Here is a 17,935-nt window from a genome sequence, read left to right on the forward strand (position 1 = left end):
AAGGAGGGAAAAATGGTAAACGGATTAATTTATGATTTTGAGTCAATCAAACTGATGCTGCCGACCGGCTTAATCTTAGGCTGTGAAAGCGTTGAGTACTCAGATGAAAAGAATGATGAGGTCATCTGCGGCACAAACAATTTGCCGCTTGGTGTCGGACGCGGCGAATGGAAAGGAACGTGCAAGCTGGAACTGCAACGGTTTGAGTATGATAAGCTCAATGTTTTTTCTGCAGGCTCCGGCGGATTTTACAACATGCCGCCTATTCCGGTTGTTGCAAGTTACGGCAATCTGGGACAGCCGCCTGTGACAGATACGCTTTTGGTACACTTTACCAAGCGAGACTTCAAAGGCTCGAAAGGGGACACAAGCCTTAGCGTCACAATTGAAGGGCCGCAAACGATGCCCATGAATAGCGATGGCATCACCGCCTTTGTTCCGTTCATGTAAGAGTCGAACTTCTAAAAACAATAAAAATCGTTTTTAGAAGCGCTCAACATTATTTTATTTACAAGGAGTTTTTTATGACACTGGAAAAAGCAAAAATCGAAGAATTGAAAACTAAATATCCGCAAGGGATATTTGAAGGGGCAATCGATTTTACCACAACGGAAAATACAACGGAACAAGTTGAATTTATTTACCGCAAGCCTGTCATAGCAGATATGGAGTCGTATTCAAAAGCAGCGCAAAAAAATCCGATAACGGCGAACTTAAATCTTATTCAGTCGCTGATTGTCCACCCTGAACCGGCTCCAATCATTACACAGCTTCGGGATTATCCTGCGGCCTATAGCCGGTTTGTAGATGATGTTATCAGCCCTTTTTTTGGAGCGAACGTGGCAGTGCGAAGCCGGAAGCTGTAAACACCTTTACGAGAATCCGGCTTTTTATCAGGCGGTTTCTCGGTGAAGATGTGTCGCAAGCGGATTACCGGCTTTTGATGGAAAAATACGAAGAGGCTCGCATTATGCGGGATTTTGAAGTAGGTGTCTATCAGGAAGCGATTGTAAAAGCTCTTGGCGGAAAGTAATGGCAAATTTTGTAACATCGATAACACTCCAATTTAAAGATGCATTCTCAAGCGGATTTGCCAATGCACAGAACAGCATGGCAGGCATGAAAGATGCCATCGGAGAAATTAACCGCAATAAAGATATGTTTGACCTTGCGGGCGATTTATCGCTTATGTCAGGCCGGTTCGATGAATTGTCAGGCAAAATTACTTCGATGATGGATGCCCCTTCTACGCTTGCCGGTAGTTTTCAATCGACAATGAAAAACATCCAAACTATAACGGGGATGTCTTCAGATGAAATTGAAAAACTCGGAGGCGAGCTAAACCGCATAGGCGGGCGCAATGCAGCAGGAACGCTTGCAGTTGCTGCTGCGTATAACGATGTTGCAGGAGGCATTACGAATGTTGAAGCGCAAATGCCGGTTATGATGAATGCCATTTCTCTTGCAGAAGCCGGTCAAGCTGACTTAGGAACGGCAACGAACGGCTTGGTAAAGATTATGAACTCCTACGGTTTTTCCGTGAGCAAAGCGGCGACTGAGGAGGAACGGAAAGCGGATATTTCGCAAAAAGCAGCATGGGCATCTGACGTAATGACACAGGCGGTCGGTATGGGGGTTGGCAGTATGGAAGAATTTATTTCCGCCATGTCTCCCATCTCAGGGCTCGCATCGTCGGTCGGTATCGGCTTTGACGAAATCGGCTCCACGATGGCATATATGACTGCAACAACCGACACGGCTTCTACGGCCGGAACGAAATTACAATCGTTTATGATTGCCTTACAAAAACCGAGTAAAGAACTTTCCGCAGCCCTTGCATCAGTCGGTATTTCTTCCGGCTCTGCAATGCTTGAAGAATACGGACTTGCTGAATCGGCTCGTATTGTGCAATCGGCATTTGCCGGTAATCAGGATGCAATGGTCGCTGCGATGGGACGAGCTGAAGCGATGCAGGCAGTTATCGCATTGACAGGAGATGCATATTCTGATTTTGCAAAACAGTTTGGCTCCAGTATGAAAGGTATTACCGAAGTCTCTCAAGCAATTCAAACGGAATCGTATGAAAGTAAGACAGGAAGGCTACAGGCGATAAACGATTCACTTAAAATCAAAATAGGTGATGACATTAATGCAATCAAAGGTTTTTTTGTTGATATGCAGACGAGTTTCCTGACGGATGTTGTCTCCCCAATGATGGATTCTCCAGTAGGAGAAGTATTTCAGCGGATTGCAGCCTTTGCAGGGATTGCTGCAGGCGGTGTCTTACGGCTTGGAAGCGGTGTGCTTAATACGGCGACACAACTTGTAACCCTTACCACGACCATAAGCAATGCCGGAGGCATTACAAAACTTTTTAGTTCTACATTAGGGACGCTGAAAAATGCTGTAACGGGTATCGGATCTTCACTGATGAGCTTAATAGCACCATTATGGGCTAAAATTACAGCAACCTTTACCGCAACTGCAGCGGAATCAGGCTTTGCTACTGCTCTTTGGGCAACAGCGGGGGCAATGTGGGCAGTCCTGTGGCCGGTACTTGCCATCGTTGCAGCAGGAGCCTTGATTGTTAAAATAATCTCGGAAGTGGTAAGCGGGTGGGATTCAGTTACGGCAGCCTTTCAAAACGGCGGCATACTTGCTGCTCTTTTACAGATAGGAAAGCTCATGCTTTCGGCGGTTATCGCACCGATACAATGGTTCATAGAACTGTTGGCAAAGATACCGGGAGTCGATTCTTATCTACAGCCAGCCGTTGATAAGCTTCAAGAATTTAGAAACAGCCTGAAAGGAAAGAGCGCCGAAGAAATGGGTTCTGAAGCAGCTGTTACGGTTAAAAGTGAAACGAGTACGGAATTTACCGGCATTGACACCGGAGAATTAAGCACAAGTATTCAAGGGTTACAAAAGCAAATCGGCAGTAAACCGATGGAAGGAGCAAAAGCGCTCGGCGTAAATGATGACGGCGGAGCAGCTCTTACTGCGGAGCACATGGCGGCCGCTGCCCGGAAAGGCGTGGCGGTTTCCTCTCTTACATCGAATGCTTCAGATGCCTTTATGGGAGCCGGAGCGGGCGGATATAGTGCATTAAGTGAAAATGCACATGAGGATATGCACGTACAGTTTAGCGAAGCGATGGTGCAAAAAAACGCGGCAACGATTCCGCTGTTTAGAGAGGAGAAAAAAGAAGCTGCGCCAACCAATCAGACGTTCAAAATAGAAAATATCTATTTACAAGCGGATGATTGCAAAACGCTTTTTGACTTTATCAGGCAGCTTGAATTTGCCGTCGGTCAGGGAGTAGCGGTATGAGGCTTCCCGATTTTTCGTTTCCCAGTGACAGCCACCCTTCCATTCTCGCTCGCGCTGCGGAGTTTAACCGGTACATCGAAAAAGTCTCTGCGGAAAATTTTATCAAAGCGGGTATCGTAGGAGACGGACAGGCGGTGTGGCTTCCTGCCATTCTGGATAGCATCGAAGTAAGCGATGCGCTTTTAGTCGATAGCATTACGACGAAAGGCGTATCAGGCAGTACGAAAATCATATCGGGCTGGGCTGACTGTGATCTTACCATCAAGCTCATCTTAATTGATATTCCAAAGTATACCGCCGATACCGTTACTCCCGATGTTACGCGCTTTGATTGCTTAAAAGAAATCAGGCAGCGGTTCAAGGCGCAAAAGAACGGGGTGCCGTGCGTGTATACCTTGCAGCATCCGCATCTTCAAGCATGGGGCTTAAAAGATTTTATTTTTAACGATTTAAAATCTATAGAAGAACGGGGAAAACGTATTATTCACTGTACGCTCGGCTTTGATGAATTTGACAGCGTCAGCCGCAAAAGTCAAGACCGGCAATTAGGCTTTCAAGGGCAAAAAGGAAGTTCTGGCAGCAGTAGTGGAGCAGCGGTAAAAGCAGTTAATCCGCCGGTCTCGGATAAGACACGGACGGGTTTAGGAAAGTTGGAGGCGCAATATGCCAAGCAATAAAATAATACACCGGCAGACCCTTGAAGTTGAACTGAACGGACAACTCACCGATACACGGGCATGTCGATTTAATCTTGTAACACAAAAAGGATTCTCTTCGGTATTTGCAACGCTTCATTTTCCGGCCGGTTCAAAGGATGGAAAGAAAGGCGACACGATAAAAGTATACATTGCAGATAAAGAGAGCAAAGATTTATATTTTACCGGAACCGTGTATAACGCAACGGAAATAGACAATTATCGAAAACTTTTTTTGACGGACGGTTACTGGAAACTGTGCCACACCTCGTTTACTGCTTCTTACCGGAAAGAAAAAGCCTCAAGTATTGTCAGTGATGTTCTTGATGCGGCGGGGGTGAGTGAAAAATCGGTCACGGTTCCTGATGTTGAACTTGCCCGCTTTTCGACAAAAGAACTATCGGCACACCTCGTGCTGGATATACTTCTTGATGCATTAGAAGAACACGGTGCAAAAGATATTACCTATTTCTTTGATGAAAAGGATTGCTTTCATTTTGGGACGCCAAAAGACACCGGAAAGAACACAGGGAAAACATTCTGCTTCAATACAAAAGAAACGATTTTTTCACATAGCGCCGATTGGATTGAAACGCTTCCGGCTCCCATACGGCATAGCATGAAGGTAACTGTTGACGGTGTTTCAAAAGAAGTTATCAGAACGGACTTAACAGTATTGGAGGGGGTATCGCGCCTTATACTGCATATTGGGGGGAGCTGCACATGAAAAGCGGACAGGAATTTCTTGCATCTCTTTTAAATGCACTGTTGCCGAATAGAGCCGCTCCCGTGCTTGCAAAAGTGATAAAAGCATACGAAGGGGCAGGCGCGAATAAATACGCCTGCGATGTGCAGGTGCTAACAGCAGGAACGCTTGAGGAGACGGATCAAATAATTGCAGAAGTGCCGATTTCTCCTATCTGGGCGGGAAAGAAAAAGCGGGGCGTGTATGCCATTCCCCCCGCAGGACAAATTGTTATCGTCTCGTTTATCGGATGGAATGTTGCTTTTCCCTTTATTGCAGGGGTTTGGGCAGATGAATACGAAGCGGATGATTTTAAGGCGGGGCAATTTGTTATCACCGACGGGGACGGCTTAAAAATCATCGCCGATAGCGAAGAAAAGAAAATAACAATCGATACCGGTAAGGCGCAAGTCATCGTAAACGGCGATAAAATAGCCATTAAAAACGGCTCAAAGAGTCTTTTTACTATCCTTGACACCCATATTCAAAACCTTATCGGTATGACGACAACCGGCGCACCGGTAAAACATGTGGTAGACCCTGCAAGTATTCAAAAATTCATGCAGGATAAACAAGATTTAGCTCTTGTATTGGAGGCGTAAAAAAATGATTGACAAGTTTATAAAAAGCGCACTGATTGCATTCGCATTAATACCGCTTGCTGTATGGAAGCTCGTTGACATCATTATATGGATTGCAACGCATATCACTATTCGTTTGCACTAAATGCAGGTAAAACGATGTTAAGTAAAAGCAAACTTAAAGCAGAATTGCTTATTATTTTTACCGAGATGGAAGCGGCCGCATCGGGTACGCCTAAGACGAAAGAATGGTATGCGGAAAAAATAGCGGCGGCGATTACCGATCAGATAAAATGTGCGGAAATACCGGCGGGAACGGTTGTTGTAGAGGTTGCAGGGACGGCAAAAGGAATTCCTAATCCTGTCGGTATTAAGGTGAGGTAAATGGACTGGGGCACGGATTTTTTATTGCAAGATGATGACATTGTCTTTACCGCTGACGGGGATGTGAAAGTTATATCGGGCGCTGCAATGGTAGCGCAAGATATAGCGCAATCACTGAAAGTGATAAAAGATTCACTATATTGGGATAAGGAGACGGGAAGCACAATGCCGCTTTTCTTAAACGACAATAATAGCGATGCTGCAAGTGTTATTGCTGAACTTGAGCGGGTGGCAATGGATGATGTACGGGTTGACCCCGATAGTGTTTCTGCATACCAAAAGGCAGACGGGGTATTTGCGCTTGTCTTTACTCCTATTGGGGAAGTACAGCCGGAAATGCTTGAATATGATTTACGAAAGACAAAGGAATGAAAAGGGGAAGAATGAAATGAAACTTATTGAGAGAATACGCACCCACTCATTTTTCTTTTTAAAGAAGAAATTCAGCTATGCTGATTATCTCTTTTTAACAAAGGTTATAAATAGCCCGTATATTCGACGGGTGTGCTACACATACCGATATAGTTTTACACAAGTATGGGAATGCGCCGGTCATTTTTTATATTATGGTTTCTTTTTTTTATTTGCAATTGTGGCACTGCTGTTCTGTCCCATTCTACAGCTGTTTTATAGTTATTGGATATGGAAAGCACACAGACAAGAAGACCGTATTATACAAGAGCAATACAGTACAAAAAGCACACAAACAGAATATAAGAGGTAAAATGAATGCAGAATACTTGGATAGATAAAGCGGAACATGAGATACGAGATGATATTGTTGAGATTGCAAAACAAAATACCGGACTTACCAACTTTAAATCGACCGGAGTCTTACGCGGGTTTATCGAAGTAATTGCAAGTGTTGTCTTTTTTATCTATAAGACGGCGATAAATCCGATTTATGCGAATGCATCACTTGATAAAGCAACCGGTATCTTTCTTTCATTCTGGGGGCTTGCCCTTGGTGTTGTACGGAAAAGTGATAATAAAGCAAGTGGGAACTTTACCGGCAGAGCCTATGGTTCAGGTTCCATTGATTCGGGAACGTGGATAGTCGTAGAAGGAACAGCGCTTCGATACAAAGTAACCGAAAAAGTTACCTTTACCGCTGACAGCACTTTTGCCATTCCTGTGCAAGCAGAATTTGCAGGAAGCGATTACAATATCGGTGCAGGGCTTGCGGTGCGGGCAACACGGGTTATCCGCGGACTTGACGGAATAGAGGTCAAAGAGAATTGGCAAAAAGCGCTTGGCGAAAATAGTGAAAGCGATGACAGTTACCGTGAGCGAATTAAAAACCGCTGGAGAAGCCAGACTCTCGGAGATACAAAAGTAACGTATAAATATTATGCAGAAGAAGTAGCAGGGGTTCGTGAAGCGAAGATAATCCGCACTCCGCGCGGAGCAGGCAGCACGGATATTGTTATTGTTTCAGTAACAGGACTTCCAACGGCAGAGCTTATTGAAAAGGTAAAGATGAATCTTTACCTGCATGAACTGATGGCTTTTGATGTCCAGGTAAAAGCTCCCCTTGTTACCAACATTGAAATAGTTATTGAATATTCAGGCGATGCTGTAGAAGCGGATATCGAGCTTGTGGCGAAAAAATATGTTGATTCTCTCGGTATCGGCGGGCGCTTTGCTGTTAAAGATTTATACGAGTTGTATAAACCGTTTGCCGTCAAAACCCTTGAAATCATTTCTCCCGCACGGGACGTTCAAGCCCCTGATTCAAACGTTATTATTGCTTCCGACATTACAGTGAGAAAAATAGCATAATGGTACAAGCCGATGAGTGATACAAACGAGATACACGAGCTGATTGAGAAAACAATTGCCCCGCCGGGTATACAAAAAAAGAACCGCCGGAGCATATTCAAGACTATAGGAGATGTCGGTGTAAAAATAAAGAAAGATGCGCTGACTGCATTTAATGCACACTTCCCGTATGTGGCAGATGAAAAAAAACTTGAAGAACACGGGCAAGCGTTGCTTATTCCGCATTTATTACATGACGGGCAGCAAGAGTTTAGAAACCGTGTTGCAACAGCTTCATTCTTTCTATCTAAAGCGGGGGAGCGCGGCTATATCATGTCGCAGCTTGAAGCGCACTTCGGTAATCGGTATGTACTCTCAGAATCGTTTTTGAATGTATACATCAAGGTTCTGGATATATCCGAAAGCGACCGGCAATGGGTACGGCAATTTCTTGACGAGCTTTTAAATCCGGTTATCAGGCTTACCTTTGGCGATTGGATGAAGTATATCGAACATCTTCCGTTTACGGATACAGACGAGAAGTGTGTAAAGCGTATCGAATCTGAGCATTTTGCTTCAAACCGTGTATTTCGGAACGGCCAGGTATTACGTGATGGGCATACGGTGTTATCGACACGCTATATTCGGCTTTTTCGTGATGGGGCTGCAAAACGGGATGGCGCTGTACAAACCCGTTCAAAGAAACGCCGTGTTGCTGCAATAGATCAGATATCGATACCGATACAGCGTAGATCGGGATTGGTTGACCTACTGACAACAGTACGCGTAAAGACGGCAGCATCAGATATATGGCAAAACCAGACAACAAGCGGCACTTCAATAGTAGATATGTTAAAAGTCGGTCTACGGTACCATTATATACGCAATAAAATACGGATAAGAAACGGCAGTATAAAACGGATGGGCGGCAGTCTTATCGCTGTATAAATAAAGGAGGCATATACTATGCAGAAAATAAAAGATCCCTTCCCGATTCGAGGGATTTTTGAAATGACGGTAAAACGAAACGGTATAGTTATCGAACGCTACCGGGACAAGAACCTCATTGTAAACGGTGCCCGCAATCAAGCAGCACGGCTTTTTGCCGGAGACAGCGTAAATCGAGCAATTGCAAAAATCGCATTCGGTACAAACGGTACCGATCCTGTCATCGGCGATACCGCTATCACAAACGCATTTGTAAAAGATGTTGTAGGCTTTGAATTTCCGGACATGGGACAGATACAGACCAACTGGCTACTGAACACTGACGAAAACAACGGTATGGCAATTATTGAGTTTGGACTTTTGTCGGTTGATGGAACACTGTTATGCCGAAAGGTACGGACAAAGCCCATCAATAAAGAAGCGGATATCAGCATCGAAGGCAGCTGGACTTGGATTTTTTAAGGAGGTAAATACATGGCGAATTTGAAAGAAGAGGCAAAATGGGAAGAGGGCATCTACCAGTACGAACTTGACGACCCGCTCCAAGGCGGGGAAGACGGCATCGATAACGTACAGGGGAGACAACTTGCAAACCGTACAAAGTATCTGAAAGAGACCTATGAACAGCATGCAGCAGTCGTCAATCCGCACAACGTAACAGCAGAGCAAACCGGTGCGTATACGAAACAAGAGATTGACTCGAAGCTCACTAAACTGAAAGCTGATATATCTACAAATCAGAATGTGGACGCAATGTTTGCTAAATTGACATCTCACGGCGGCTGCACTGACGGCAGAAATCTTCTTGACGTTTTTGGGAAAACCACAGTAGCTGAAGTTATGGAAATCCTACATAACAAATGCAACGGCGAAGGAAAAGCAGACTTTTCAGGGCTGATGATTGGTGATTATCTTGATTTGCCAAGTCTTACGGTTGACGGCACTACTTACACATGGAACGATACCTACCGGAACCTGCGCGTTGTTATTTCGGGATTTAATCATTATATCTACTGTGGCAATCAAGATGGGAATAAAAAGAATCATATTCTTTGGACGTTCCGTAATGTCGTATTGCAAAAAAGAATGAATGCGACAGATACAAATGCAGGCGGTTATGGGACGAGTGAGTTAAAAAATTATCTTGATGGAGTTTTTGCGGTCGGATTGGGTAATGCGCTTGGTTCAAGCGGTTATTTATATACAATCAGTCGGGCTATTTCAATAAAAGGCAATAGTGCCTTTGTAACAGATACTGTTTTCTTGCCTACCGAGGTAGAGGTGTTTGGAGTTCCTACTTATGGAGACGATCAAATTACATGGAATACTAACATTCAATATCCTATCTATCGCGACTCTTCATTCTACCGTGTCAAAACATATAACGGTCTCCGTGCTTGGTTGTGGGAAGGAACGCCGGTGGCCTCGGACTCCAAGTGGTTTTGCGGTATCAACTTCAGTGGTGGTAGCTACCGCATCATTGCGAGTGGTGACTACGGTGGCGTTGCCCCGGCTTTCTGTACCTGTTAAGGTACAGAAATGTAGCTTTAATCCGGCGGCGTAATGCCGCCGGCAGAGGAAATAATATAAGGAGTATTAAGTATGGAAGACAGCACTACAAAAAAGGTCTACTTAGCGATAAAAGGAGATGCAGTCATTCATCATACTGATTTGTCGGCTATGGAGAGCATGGACGGCATCAGTCAACCTGATATGACAATTACGGAAGAAGAATTTTATGCAGCCGACGGCCTTGTGCGCCTTATCGACGGCAGAATCTTCTTAGGGAAGACTGATGCCGAAAAGACCGGCGAGGAAGCAATTGAAAAAATCCGCGTTCTTAAAAAGAACCTTGCAGAAACGGACTATATCGCTGCTAAAATTGCCGAAGGTGGCGCAACAACAAAAGAGTATGCCGACAAAATCGCACAGCGCGCAGCATGGCGGAAAGAAATCAGCGAGCTGGAAAGTGCACTTTAATCGCAATAAAAACGGTATCTTTATTCGTTAAGGATACCGTAAAACACGGGCAAGAACCCGGTGTTAACGGCACCGGGCAGGCGTCTCATCCGCCTTCAGGGTTTCCCCTAATCTTAACCCGTACCCTCGTACTCGGGTACTTTGATTATCGGGTCATCATGCCGTCAGGTTTAGCCTGAAACATATTATGTGGAGGCTATAGGCTTATGAAGACACCTATTTCGTACTACGGCGGCAAGCAAACGCTTGCCCCCATTATTCTGGAACTTATTCCGGAACACAAAATATACTGCGAGCCGTTTTTAGGCGGAGCTGCAGTATACTTCGCAAAAAAGCCGTCTAAGGTTGAAGTCATTAACGACACCAATAGCGAGTTGATTAACTTCTACGAAGTTGTCAAAAATGACTTTTCGGCTTTGGAAAAAGAGATTGCCATAACGCTGCACAGCAGGGCGAAGCACCGGCAAGCGCAGGTTATCTATGACAACCCCGATATGTTTGACAGGATAAAACGGGCGTGGGCTGTATGGATGCTTGCAAACATTTCATACGGTTGTAAGCTGGACGGCGTATTTGGATATGACCGATCCGGTACGGCAAGCAAGAAACTTGCCAATAAACGGAAAGGTTTTACCGAAGAATACGCGATAAGGCTGCAAAATACTCAGATTGAGTGTTGCGATGCCTTGAGAATTATCAGAAGCCGTGATACGGAAGAAACATTTTTCTATATCGACCCGCCGTATGTCGGTGCAGATCAAGGGCATTATGACGGCTATAGCCAAGAAGATTTTGACAATTTGCTTGCTTTATTGGAGGAAATTAAAGGTAAATTCTTGTTGAGTTCCTATCGGAACCCTGCATTAAAAGAATGCATTAAACGGAATAAATGGCATACGGTTGAAATAGAGATGGCTTGCTCTATGACTAACCGGGCACAAACACCCCGCCACAAGGTAGAGGTATTGACGGCCAATTATCCTATATCGGTAGACCTGAAAGGCTCACAAAAGCGGATCGTAAACAGCGATACCGACAGCCTTTAAAATCAAAAAAGCATCCTTAAAAATCCGTTTTAAGGGTGCTTTTCCGGTCATTTAAATCTGCTTTATAGGCGGTTCAATTCCTAATATCGATGTAAAATACGGCCGTTGTTTTTCCTATTCTATGTGTAAAATTTTTCCTAGTTCGCCCGAGCGGTTACAACCACCTTGTAACTACTAATCTCTTTGTTACAATTACCAATGCTAACTTTGATCCCGATGCGATTGAGAAAAAGAATACGCTTACCCTCGAAACAATTGCAGCTTTGCGAAAAGAAGCAAAACTTGAAGCGGACGCAGAAATCGATGCTCTTATCGGTGCCGATACCTCTGCACGGCTTGCAAAGGCGTTGACAATCGGCATTTTACAAACCAAGGATGAAGATAAGCGGGCTCTTAAAGAGTTGATTATCTACGGGCTGAAAGGGCTTTGTGCATATATGAAGCATGCCAATATCCTAAAGCATGAGAATGAAGAAGTAGATGCGTTTATCCAAAAAACGCTCTCCGTATTAATCGACGAAACGCTTTCCGTTGATGAGTTGGTTGCACTCACACTGAAAACGGGAGAATTCGGTGTAAAGGGAATGGCTTTACTGGACAGTGCCAATAGCGGAACCTACGGCAACCCCGAAATGACGGAGGTTTCTATCGGGGTACGGAAAAACCCCGGTATCTTGGTTTCCGGTCATGATCTGCGCGATATTGAAATGCTCCTTGAGCAAACCGAAGGCCAAGGCGTAGACGTTTATACACATTCCGAAATGCTTCCTGCACATTATTATCCCAGGCTTAAAAAAGTACAAGCATCTGGCAGGAAACTACGGCGGTTCATGGGCACGCCAAACTTCTGACTTTGCGAGTTTTAACGGCCCCCATCCTAATGACAACCAACTGTATCATTCCAACGAAAGCCTCCTACGTAACAAGGATGTACACGACAAATGCGGCAGGACATCCCGGCTGTGTACATATCGAAGCTGATAAAGACGGACACAAGGATTTCTCCGCTATTATTGCACAAGCGAAAACGTGTCCGCCGCCTCAAGAAATAGAAACAGGGAAAATCATTGGCGGTTTTGCCCATGCACAAGTGTTTGCCCTCGCCGATAAAGTTGTCGAAGCGGTAAAGAGCGGTGCTATTAAAAAATTTATCGTTATGGGCGGCTGCGACGGACGGCAGGGAGCGCGGTCATATTATACCGACTTCGCGAAAGCCCTTCCGAAAGATACGGTTATTTTAACGGCAGGCTGCGCTAAGTACCGCTATAACAAGCTTAATCTCGGCGATATAAACGGTATACCACGCGTATTGGATGCAGGACAGTGTAACGACAGCTACTCACTCGCGCTCATTGCCTTAAAGCTTAAGGAGATTTTCGGATTGAGTGATATCAACGATTTACCGATTATCTTCAATATCGCATGGTATGAACAAAAGGCCGTTATTGTTCTTTTAGCGCTTTTATCCCTCGGGTTAAAAAATATCCACCTCAGTCCGACGCTCCCGGGCTTCCTATCAAAAAATGTAGCGGGAGTCTTGGTTAGCAAGTTTGGCCTTGCGGGAATTACTTCTGTGGACGAAGACCTCAAACGCTTTTTTGCATAACACAAAGGCTTACGTACGAAAGTGCGTAAGCCTTTTTTTATGTATGCATTGGTTAGTTGACCGTTTATCGTAACTGTGTTACAGTAGTTTATCTACGTGATCGTTGTTTCTGTTAATGATAGAGCCGAAAGTTCAGCTTACATAATCAAATAAAGGTCTCATAGAGATTGTTTCCGTATGGATTCAATATTTAGTACCGCAAAAGGTAAAAGGATTTGAGTATGGCTCAAAAAATCTATGTAGGAAATTTAAACTACGCAACCACGGAAGAAGGTTTGACCAACTTATTTGGAACTTACGGTGAAGTCGTTTCAGCAGTTGTAATTAAAGACAAGTTCAGCAACCGCTCAAAAGGTTTCGGATTTGTTGAAATGGCCGACGAAGGTGCCGCACAAAATGCTATTGCAGAATTAAACGAAAAAGAGTTCGAAGGACGCCGCCTTCGCGTTAATGTCGCGCAGGAAAAACCCCGCCGAACTTATCCCTAATTACTTCTATAAAGGATAAGAATCCTCTAATCTTTAATATCCCGCTTATACCGTGACTACGGTGTAGAACACAGCAATACGTTCTATATCGTTACCATTTATGATTTGAGCATCTCTAAAAATCTCAGCTTTTAGAGATGCTCATTTATCACAAAAATATTTTATCGTTCCATACTTAAATAATACAATCTGCCCCCCCCTGTGTGAAAGTTCATCATTGAATAATTTGACTTTCCTCTGTAAGATAAAGATCAATCAATATTCTCCCGGTACAGCGTCCAGGGATAAAATCTGCTATAAATTGATAGGAGCTGAGCTATGATTAACCATAACGTTCAATTTTTCCGATACAAGATTGTTAAGCATACAGCTGATACACAGCCTTGGATACAATCGATATCGGTCATACCGCTGATTATGGCTGTGATAACCCTTTTCTGCGCCCTATGTAGCATTTCTTGCGCTTCGGTACAAACGGATATCCGCTATTCAGGTGGGGCGGGATCTGCCCGTGAAAAGGTGCTTGAAACACTTGAGGCCACTATTGTTTCGCAGCGTATCCAGTATAATCCCGAACAACTTAAACGGACGCAGGCTGATATCGAAGCCACTCTGCGGGAACCGTCTACCGATTCGTCATATTTGGCGAGGTTGCATGCGCTCTCTGCAGACGTATACTTATTACAACGGCAACCTAACGAAGCGCGTAAGCAGTTAGCTGCGGCCAAGCAACAAAATGAATATGATGAATATGTGCAATTGGTTTCAGCGCGTCTTATTTCCGATCCGGAAAAACGGAGAGCATATTTGGAAGAGCGACTCGTACAAAATCCTACCTATTATCGGCTGAAGGCGGAGCTCGGAGGACTTTATTTCGCAGCACAGGATTATCGGAATGCACTCGCAGCCTTTGACGCTTCTCTTTCATTTTTACCCGAAGGGTACCGACAGCTTTACGGCAAACAGCGAGAGCAGAGTTTACAGCTCTATACAATAGACGGAGCTTCCATTCGGAAATCTTCTGAAAAGATATTACAAACTCCTCAACTTTCATTAGTAGAAATGGCAACGCTTACGCAAGATTCTACGAATGCACTGGATTTTATAACCGGTACGGCGGAATGGAAACCACCGCTGCTCGCCGAATATCTGCAAAAAGATGGGTGGTACCATCCGGAGCGTAATGTTTTGAAGGATCTTGCGTCGAAAAAAGATGCCGCACTGTTTTTATGGCATTTGATTGTCGGTAATGATGAAAGTCGGTTGAAGAGATACACGCGCTATTATACCAGTAAACGGCGGCTCCCCATCCCCGATGTGATGATGGACGGGGTTTATTTTGACGCGATAGTCGGTACGGTAGAAGAAGACGTCGTGCCGCTTACAGACGGCAAAAACTTTGAACCCGACAAACCGGTTAGCGGCATGGAGTTTTATCGCTGGCTTTTAAAAGCTGATGCCCTCCGCTGAATACCAGGGCGGTCGAATCAGAAACTTCTTATATCTTTTCTCTTAGAACCATCGCTTTCTGTGACAGTTCTAACTCGACTGCCCGTCTTTCCTAAAAAAGTACAAAATTTCATTTAAAAAAATTGTACACAAAAAGAAGATAGACTGGTTTTTTATTATTTTTTCGGTTATACTGAAAACCATGGAAGCCATGGATATTTTAAAGCCGCTTTTAGAAAAAGGACTGTTAAAGGAAAGCCTTACTTTGGCAGAAAGCGAAGGTAAAGAACTAAGCAAAATTAGCCATGAAGGGCTTAATTTTGTAACAGCCTCTATATTAGCTGATGTCCCATCTGTTGAAAAGACCGAACTGATTAGAAAAACCGGCGCTTTTTTCTCTGCCGAGGATTATTGCAATTTATTAAATGAAAAGGTATTTACCATTCACCCCGTAACTCGCGACCGGTTAAAAGATCAGGGGGTATTATTAACTGATGAAAATATGAAGCAATACTATGCATGGTATAATATTTTTGATATTGCCTTCCCGTGGCTTCCATTATCGGTATTTGAAGACCTGGTAGTTTATCTACGGGATGAAAAGAGGCTTGTTTTAGATAAAGAAACGCGAGAGCTAGTAAAAGAAAATTTTCTAAATTCCAAACGCTACTCCGAACGGGAGCTAGATCGTTTATTCGAATCACCTATCTTTGATAATGAATTTTAATCCGGGTAGCGGTATAAACACATCAGATGCTATTCTACGGTATTGATGTAGTAGCCATCTGATGTGGAAATCCTTCTCCTAAAATCGATATTTCCCGACTCAGAGCGTTGGGGGCGTAAACCATCTGCACGAGCGGGCAGCTCAGATTTATTTTTTTACCAGCCTGTACGAGTGTTACCACTGCCGTTACAATGATATCTTCGGTCGAACAGCCACGGGATAGATCCGATAAGGGTTTTGCGAATCCCTGCATAAAGGGGGGGCCATAAGCATCGGCTTTTGCAAAGCGCTGAACCAACTTATATCCGATATTTCCGGAATTAAGCTCGGGGAATATCAATGTATTTACCTTATCGCGGATAGGGCTACCGGGTGCTTTTCTATCAGTGACTTCCGGTATGAGTGCGGCATCAAGTTGCAACTCACCGTCATAGCAGAAATTTACCTTTCGCTCATCCAACAACTTAACAGCTTCACGTACTTTAATGAGGCTCTCATCTTTATCGCCGCCTGAACCCTTCGTCGAATATGAAAGAAGCGCAACAACAGGCTCATGCCCGACAAAAGCACGATAACTTTCAGCAGCCGCAGTTGCGATATCCGCTAACTGTTCGGCGGTGGGGTTAGGAATAACTGCGGAATCCGAGAAAATCAATACCCCGTTCGTTCCCCATTCGGTACTTTTGGTATCCACGATAAAGCAAGAGGAGGCGGTCTTAACCCCTTTCTTTACTCCGACAATGGTAAGTCCTGCACGCAGTACATTTGCCGTTGTATTCTCTGCACCGGCAACCATTGCATCGGCTTTATCCTGTGCCAGCATCATTGCCGCAAACCGTAAGGGATCGTGCATCTCCTTTTTTGCTTCTTCAGGGGTCATTCCCTTAGCCTTCCGCTTTTCGTATAACGCTGCAGCAAAATCTTCCGTCCATTCGGAATGCTCCGGATCGATAATAGTAAACCCATTGGTTAACACACCTAACTTTTTACAAGCCCCCTCGACCTCAGCCTTCTTTCCAACTAAAAATAATTCCGCGGGAATTTGCATATCAACCAGCGCACGAGCCGCACGTAGGGTACGAGATTCCGTCGCTTCAGGCAAAACCAAGCGATTGTGATATTCTTTCGCTTTGTCTTTCATTATTTGAACAAACCGCATAATAAACCTCCAAGTCACAAATGTAGGCTCGAGTGTACTATTTTACCGCCTTTTCTGCAAGGCGCGCGTTCAATTGACCAAGAGTTTCTTTTTTCGTACATTATAACAGTGAATACAAATTATGACATTATCGTTATCGGTGCCGGCGCGGCGGGTATGGCTGCGGCGCAATATGCGTGCCGATCAAACTTAAAAGTATTGGTGCTGGAAGAAAAAGCGCCGGGCGGACAGGCTGTTTTAATCGATTCGCTCGAAAATTATCCCGGATACGCGGAACCGGTTAACGGCTTCGACTTTGCTGAAAATATGCGTAAACAAGCGATAGGCTTCGGTGCAGAGTTTGCGTCCGATAAGGCGGAAGCCGTTACAAAAAACGGAGATAAAACTTTTACCGTGCGAACCGCCGGGACAACCTACACGGCGCTTGCCGTCATCCTTGCGACGGGGGCGGAGCATCGCAGCCTCGGTGTAAAGGGAGAAAAAGAACTGCAAGGCAAAGGTGTTTCGTACTGCGCTACCTGCGACGGCCCCTTCTTTCGGAACAAACATATCGTTGTAGTCGGCGGAGGGGATGCCGCTTGCGATGAAGCGCTCTTTCTTGCCAATCTGACGGATACCGTTACGATGGTGCACCGCCGTGACACCTTCCGTGCGCAAAAAGCGCTCGTTACCCGAACATTGAACAATCCTCATATAACCGCGGTATTTGATACGACCGTCACGGAGATTAAAGGAACCGATAAGGTAACGGCCGTTGTACTGCGGAACGTAAAAACGCAGGAGGAGCGGGAACTTGCCTGTGATGCAGTCTTCTTTTTTGTCGGTATGAATCCCAGAACGGAATTATTCCCCGACGCAACAAAGGATGCAACAGGATATATCGTTACCGATGAGGATATGCGTACCTCTATCGAAGGGCTTTATGCGGCGGGCGATGTGCGCGCAAAGTCTTTCCGGCAAGTAGTTACCGCAGTTGCGGACGGCGCGATTGCCGCTCATACGGCTGCAGCTTACATCGACACCCTGCGCAGTTAAC

Annotated in this window: 19 protein-coding genes and 1 pseudogene; 19 read left to right on the plus strand and 1 reads right to left on the minus strand. The window is 44.8% G+C overall.

Translation table 11 applies throughout. The features are described from left to right. Window positions 1-12: 12 nt before the first annotated feature. The 18 genes and pseudogenes from GWP43_RS13460 (at window position 13) to GWP43_RS13545 (ending at window position 15,740) form a co-directional block, all read left to right on the plus strand. The gene (locus GWP43_RS13460) at window positions 13-450 is read left to right on the plus strand and encodes a hypothetical protein (protein ID WP_162664582.1); all 438 of its coding nucleotides are present in this window, start codon (window positions 13-15) and stop codon (window positions 448-450) included. Between the two features lie 74 nt (window positions 451-524). Further along, window positions 525-866 carry a DUF6848 family protein gene (locus GWP43_RS13465; protein ID WP_162664583.1) on the plus strand — a complete coding sequence of 114 codons (342 nt, stop codon included), beginning with the start codon at window positions 525-527 and terminating at the stop codon, window positions 864-866. Between the two features lie 166 nt (window positions 867-1,032). Then, window positions 1,033-3,330, plus strand: a complete 2,298-nt coding sequence (locus tag GWP43_RS13470; protein WP_162664584.1) for a phage tail tape measure protein — start codon at window positions 1,033-1,035, stop codon at window positions 3,328-3,330. Continuing rightward, a complete protein-coding gene (locus tag GWP43_RS13475; RefSeq protein WP_162664585.1) occupies window positions 3,327-4,007 on the plus strand; it encodes a hypothetical protein in 681 nt (226 codons plus the stop codon). The genes GWP43_RS13470 and GWP43_RS13475 overlap by 4 nt, the downstream gene beginning before the upstream one ends. After that, window positions 3,994-4,752 (plus strand): hypothetical protein, encoded by a 759-nt coding sequence (locus GWP43_RS13480; protein WP_162664586.1) that lies wholly within the window; start codon window positions 3,994-3,996, stop codon window positions 4,750-4,752. The genes GWP43_RS13475 and GWP43_RS13480 overlap by 14 nt, the downstream gene beginning before the upstream one ends. After that, on the plus strand, window positions 4,749-5,372 hold the full coding sequence (locus tag GWP43_RS13485; protein ID WP_162664587.1) for a hypothetical protein: 624 nt from the start codon (window positions 4,749-4,751) through the stop codon (window positions 5,370-5,372). The genes GWP43_RS13480 and GWP43_RS13485 overlap by 4 nt, the downstream gene beginning before the upstream one ends. 138 nt (window positions 5,373-5,510) lie before the next feature. After that, window positions 5,511-5,735: a hypothetical protein gene (locus tag GWP43_RS13490; RefSeq protein ID WP_162664588.1), complete on the plus strand. Its 225-nt coding sequence runs from the start codon at window positions 5,511-5,513 to the stop codon at window positions 5,733-5,735. Continuing rightward, a complete protein-coding gene (locus GWP43_RS13495; RefSeq protein WP_162664589.1) occupies window positions 5,736-6,107 on the plus strand; it encodes a hypothetical protein in 372 nt (123 codons plus the stop codon). Between the two features lie 357 nt (window positions 6,108-6,464). After that, a complete protein-coding gene (locus tag GWP43_RS13500) occupies window positions 6,465-7,517 on the plus strand; it encodes a baseplate J/gp47 family protein (RefSeq protein ID WP_162664590.1) in 1,053 nt (350 codons plus the stop codon). A 12-nt stretch (window positions 7,518-7,529) separates the two neighbouring features. Next, window positions 7,530-8,444: a hypothetical protein gene (locus GWP43_RS13505; RefSeq protein ID WP_162664591.1), complete on the plus strand. Its 915-nt coding sequence runs from the start codon at window positions 7,530-7,532 to the stop codon at window positions 8,442-8,444. An 18-nt stretch (window positions 8,445-8,462) separates the two neighbouring features. Continuing rightward, a complete protein-coding gene (locus GWP43_RS13510; protein ID WP_162664592.1) occupies window positions 8,463-8,906 on the plus strand; it encodes a hypothetical protein in 444 nt (147 codons plus the stop codon). A gap of 12 nt (window positions 8,907-8,918) precedes the next feature. After that, complete coding sequence (locus GWP43_RS13515) at window positions 8,919-9,974, plus strand: hypothetical protein (protein ID WP_162661915.1); 1,056 nt, start codon at window positions 8,919-8,921, stop codon at window positions 9,972-9,974. A 72-nt stretch (window positions 9,975-10,046) separates the two neighbouring features. Further along, window positions 10,047-10,424: a hypothetical protein gene (locus tag GWP43_RS13520; RefSeq protein ID WP_162664593.1), complete on the plus strand. Its 378-nt coding sequence runs from the start codon at window positions 10,047-10,049 to the stop codon at window positions 10,422-10,424. A 206-nt stretch (window positions 10,425-10,630) separates the two neighbouring features. After that, a complete protein-coding gene (locus tag GWP43_RS13525; protein WP_162664594.1) occupies window positions 10,631-11,470 on the plus strand; it encodes a DNA adenine methylase in 840 nt (279 codons plus the stop codon). 179 nt (window positions 11,471-11,649) lie between these two features. Beyond that, window positions 11,650-13,076: pseudogene (gene hcp / locus GWP43_RS13530) on the plus strand (hydroxylamine reductase); the annotation flags it as partial. 221 nt (window positions 13,077-13,297) lie between these two features. Continuing rightward, on the plus strand, window positions 13,298-13,564 hold the full coding sequence (locus tag GWP43_RS13535) for an RNA-binding regulator (protein ID WP_162664595.1): 267 nt from the start codon (window positions 13,298-13,300) through the stop codon (window positions 13,562-13,564). Window positions 13,565-13,882: 318 nt separating this feature from the next. After that, window positions 13,883-15,034 carry a tetratricopeptide repeat protein gene (locus tag GWP43_RS13540; RefSeq protein WP_162664596.1) on the plus strand — a complete coding sequence of 384 codons (1,152 nt, stop codon included), beginning with the start codon at window positions 13,883-13,885 and terminating at the stop codon, window positions 15,032-15,034. 181 nt (window positions 15,035-15,215) lie between these two features. Beyond that, on the plus strand, window positions 15,216-15,740 hold the full coding sequence (locus GWP43_RS13545; protein ID WP_162664597.1) for a hypothetical protein: 525 nt from the start codon (window positions 15,216-15,218) through the stop codon (window positions 15,738-15,740). Window positions 15,741-15,774: 34 nt separating this feature from the next. Here GWP43_RS13545 and pta read toward each other — a convergent pair whose 3' ends face one another. Continuing rightward, the gene (gene pta, locus GWP43_RS13550; RefSeq protein ID WP_230977731.1) at window positions 15,775-16,899 is read right to left on the minus strand and encodes a phosphate acetyltransferase; all 1,125 of its coding nucleotides are present in this window, start codon (window positions 16,897-16,899) and stop codon (window positions 15,775-15,777) included. A gap of 108 nt (window positions 16,900-17,007) precedes the next feature. Between pta and trxB the strand changes: the two genes are divergently transcribed. Beyond that, window positions 17,008-17,934 (plus strand): thioredoxin-disulfide reductase, encoded by a 927-nt coding sequence (gene trxB, locus GWP43_RS13555; RefSeq protein WP_203232419.1) that lies wholly within the window; start codon window positions 17,008-17,010, stop codon window positions 17,932-17,934. The last annotated feature ends 1 nt before the right edge of the window (window position 17,935 follow it).

The organism is Treponema vincentii, assembly GCF_010365865.1.
GTDB lineage: Bacteria > Spirochaetota > Spirochaetia > Treponematales > Treponemataceae > Treponema.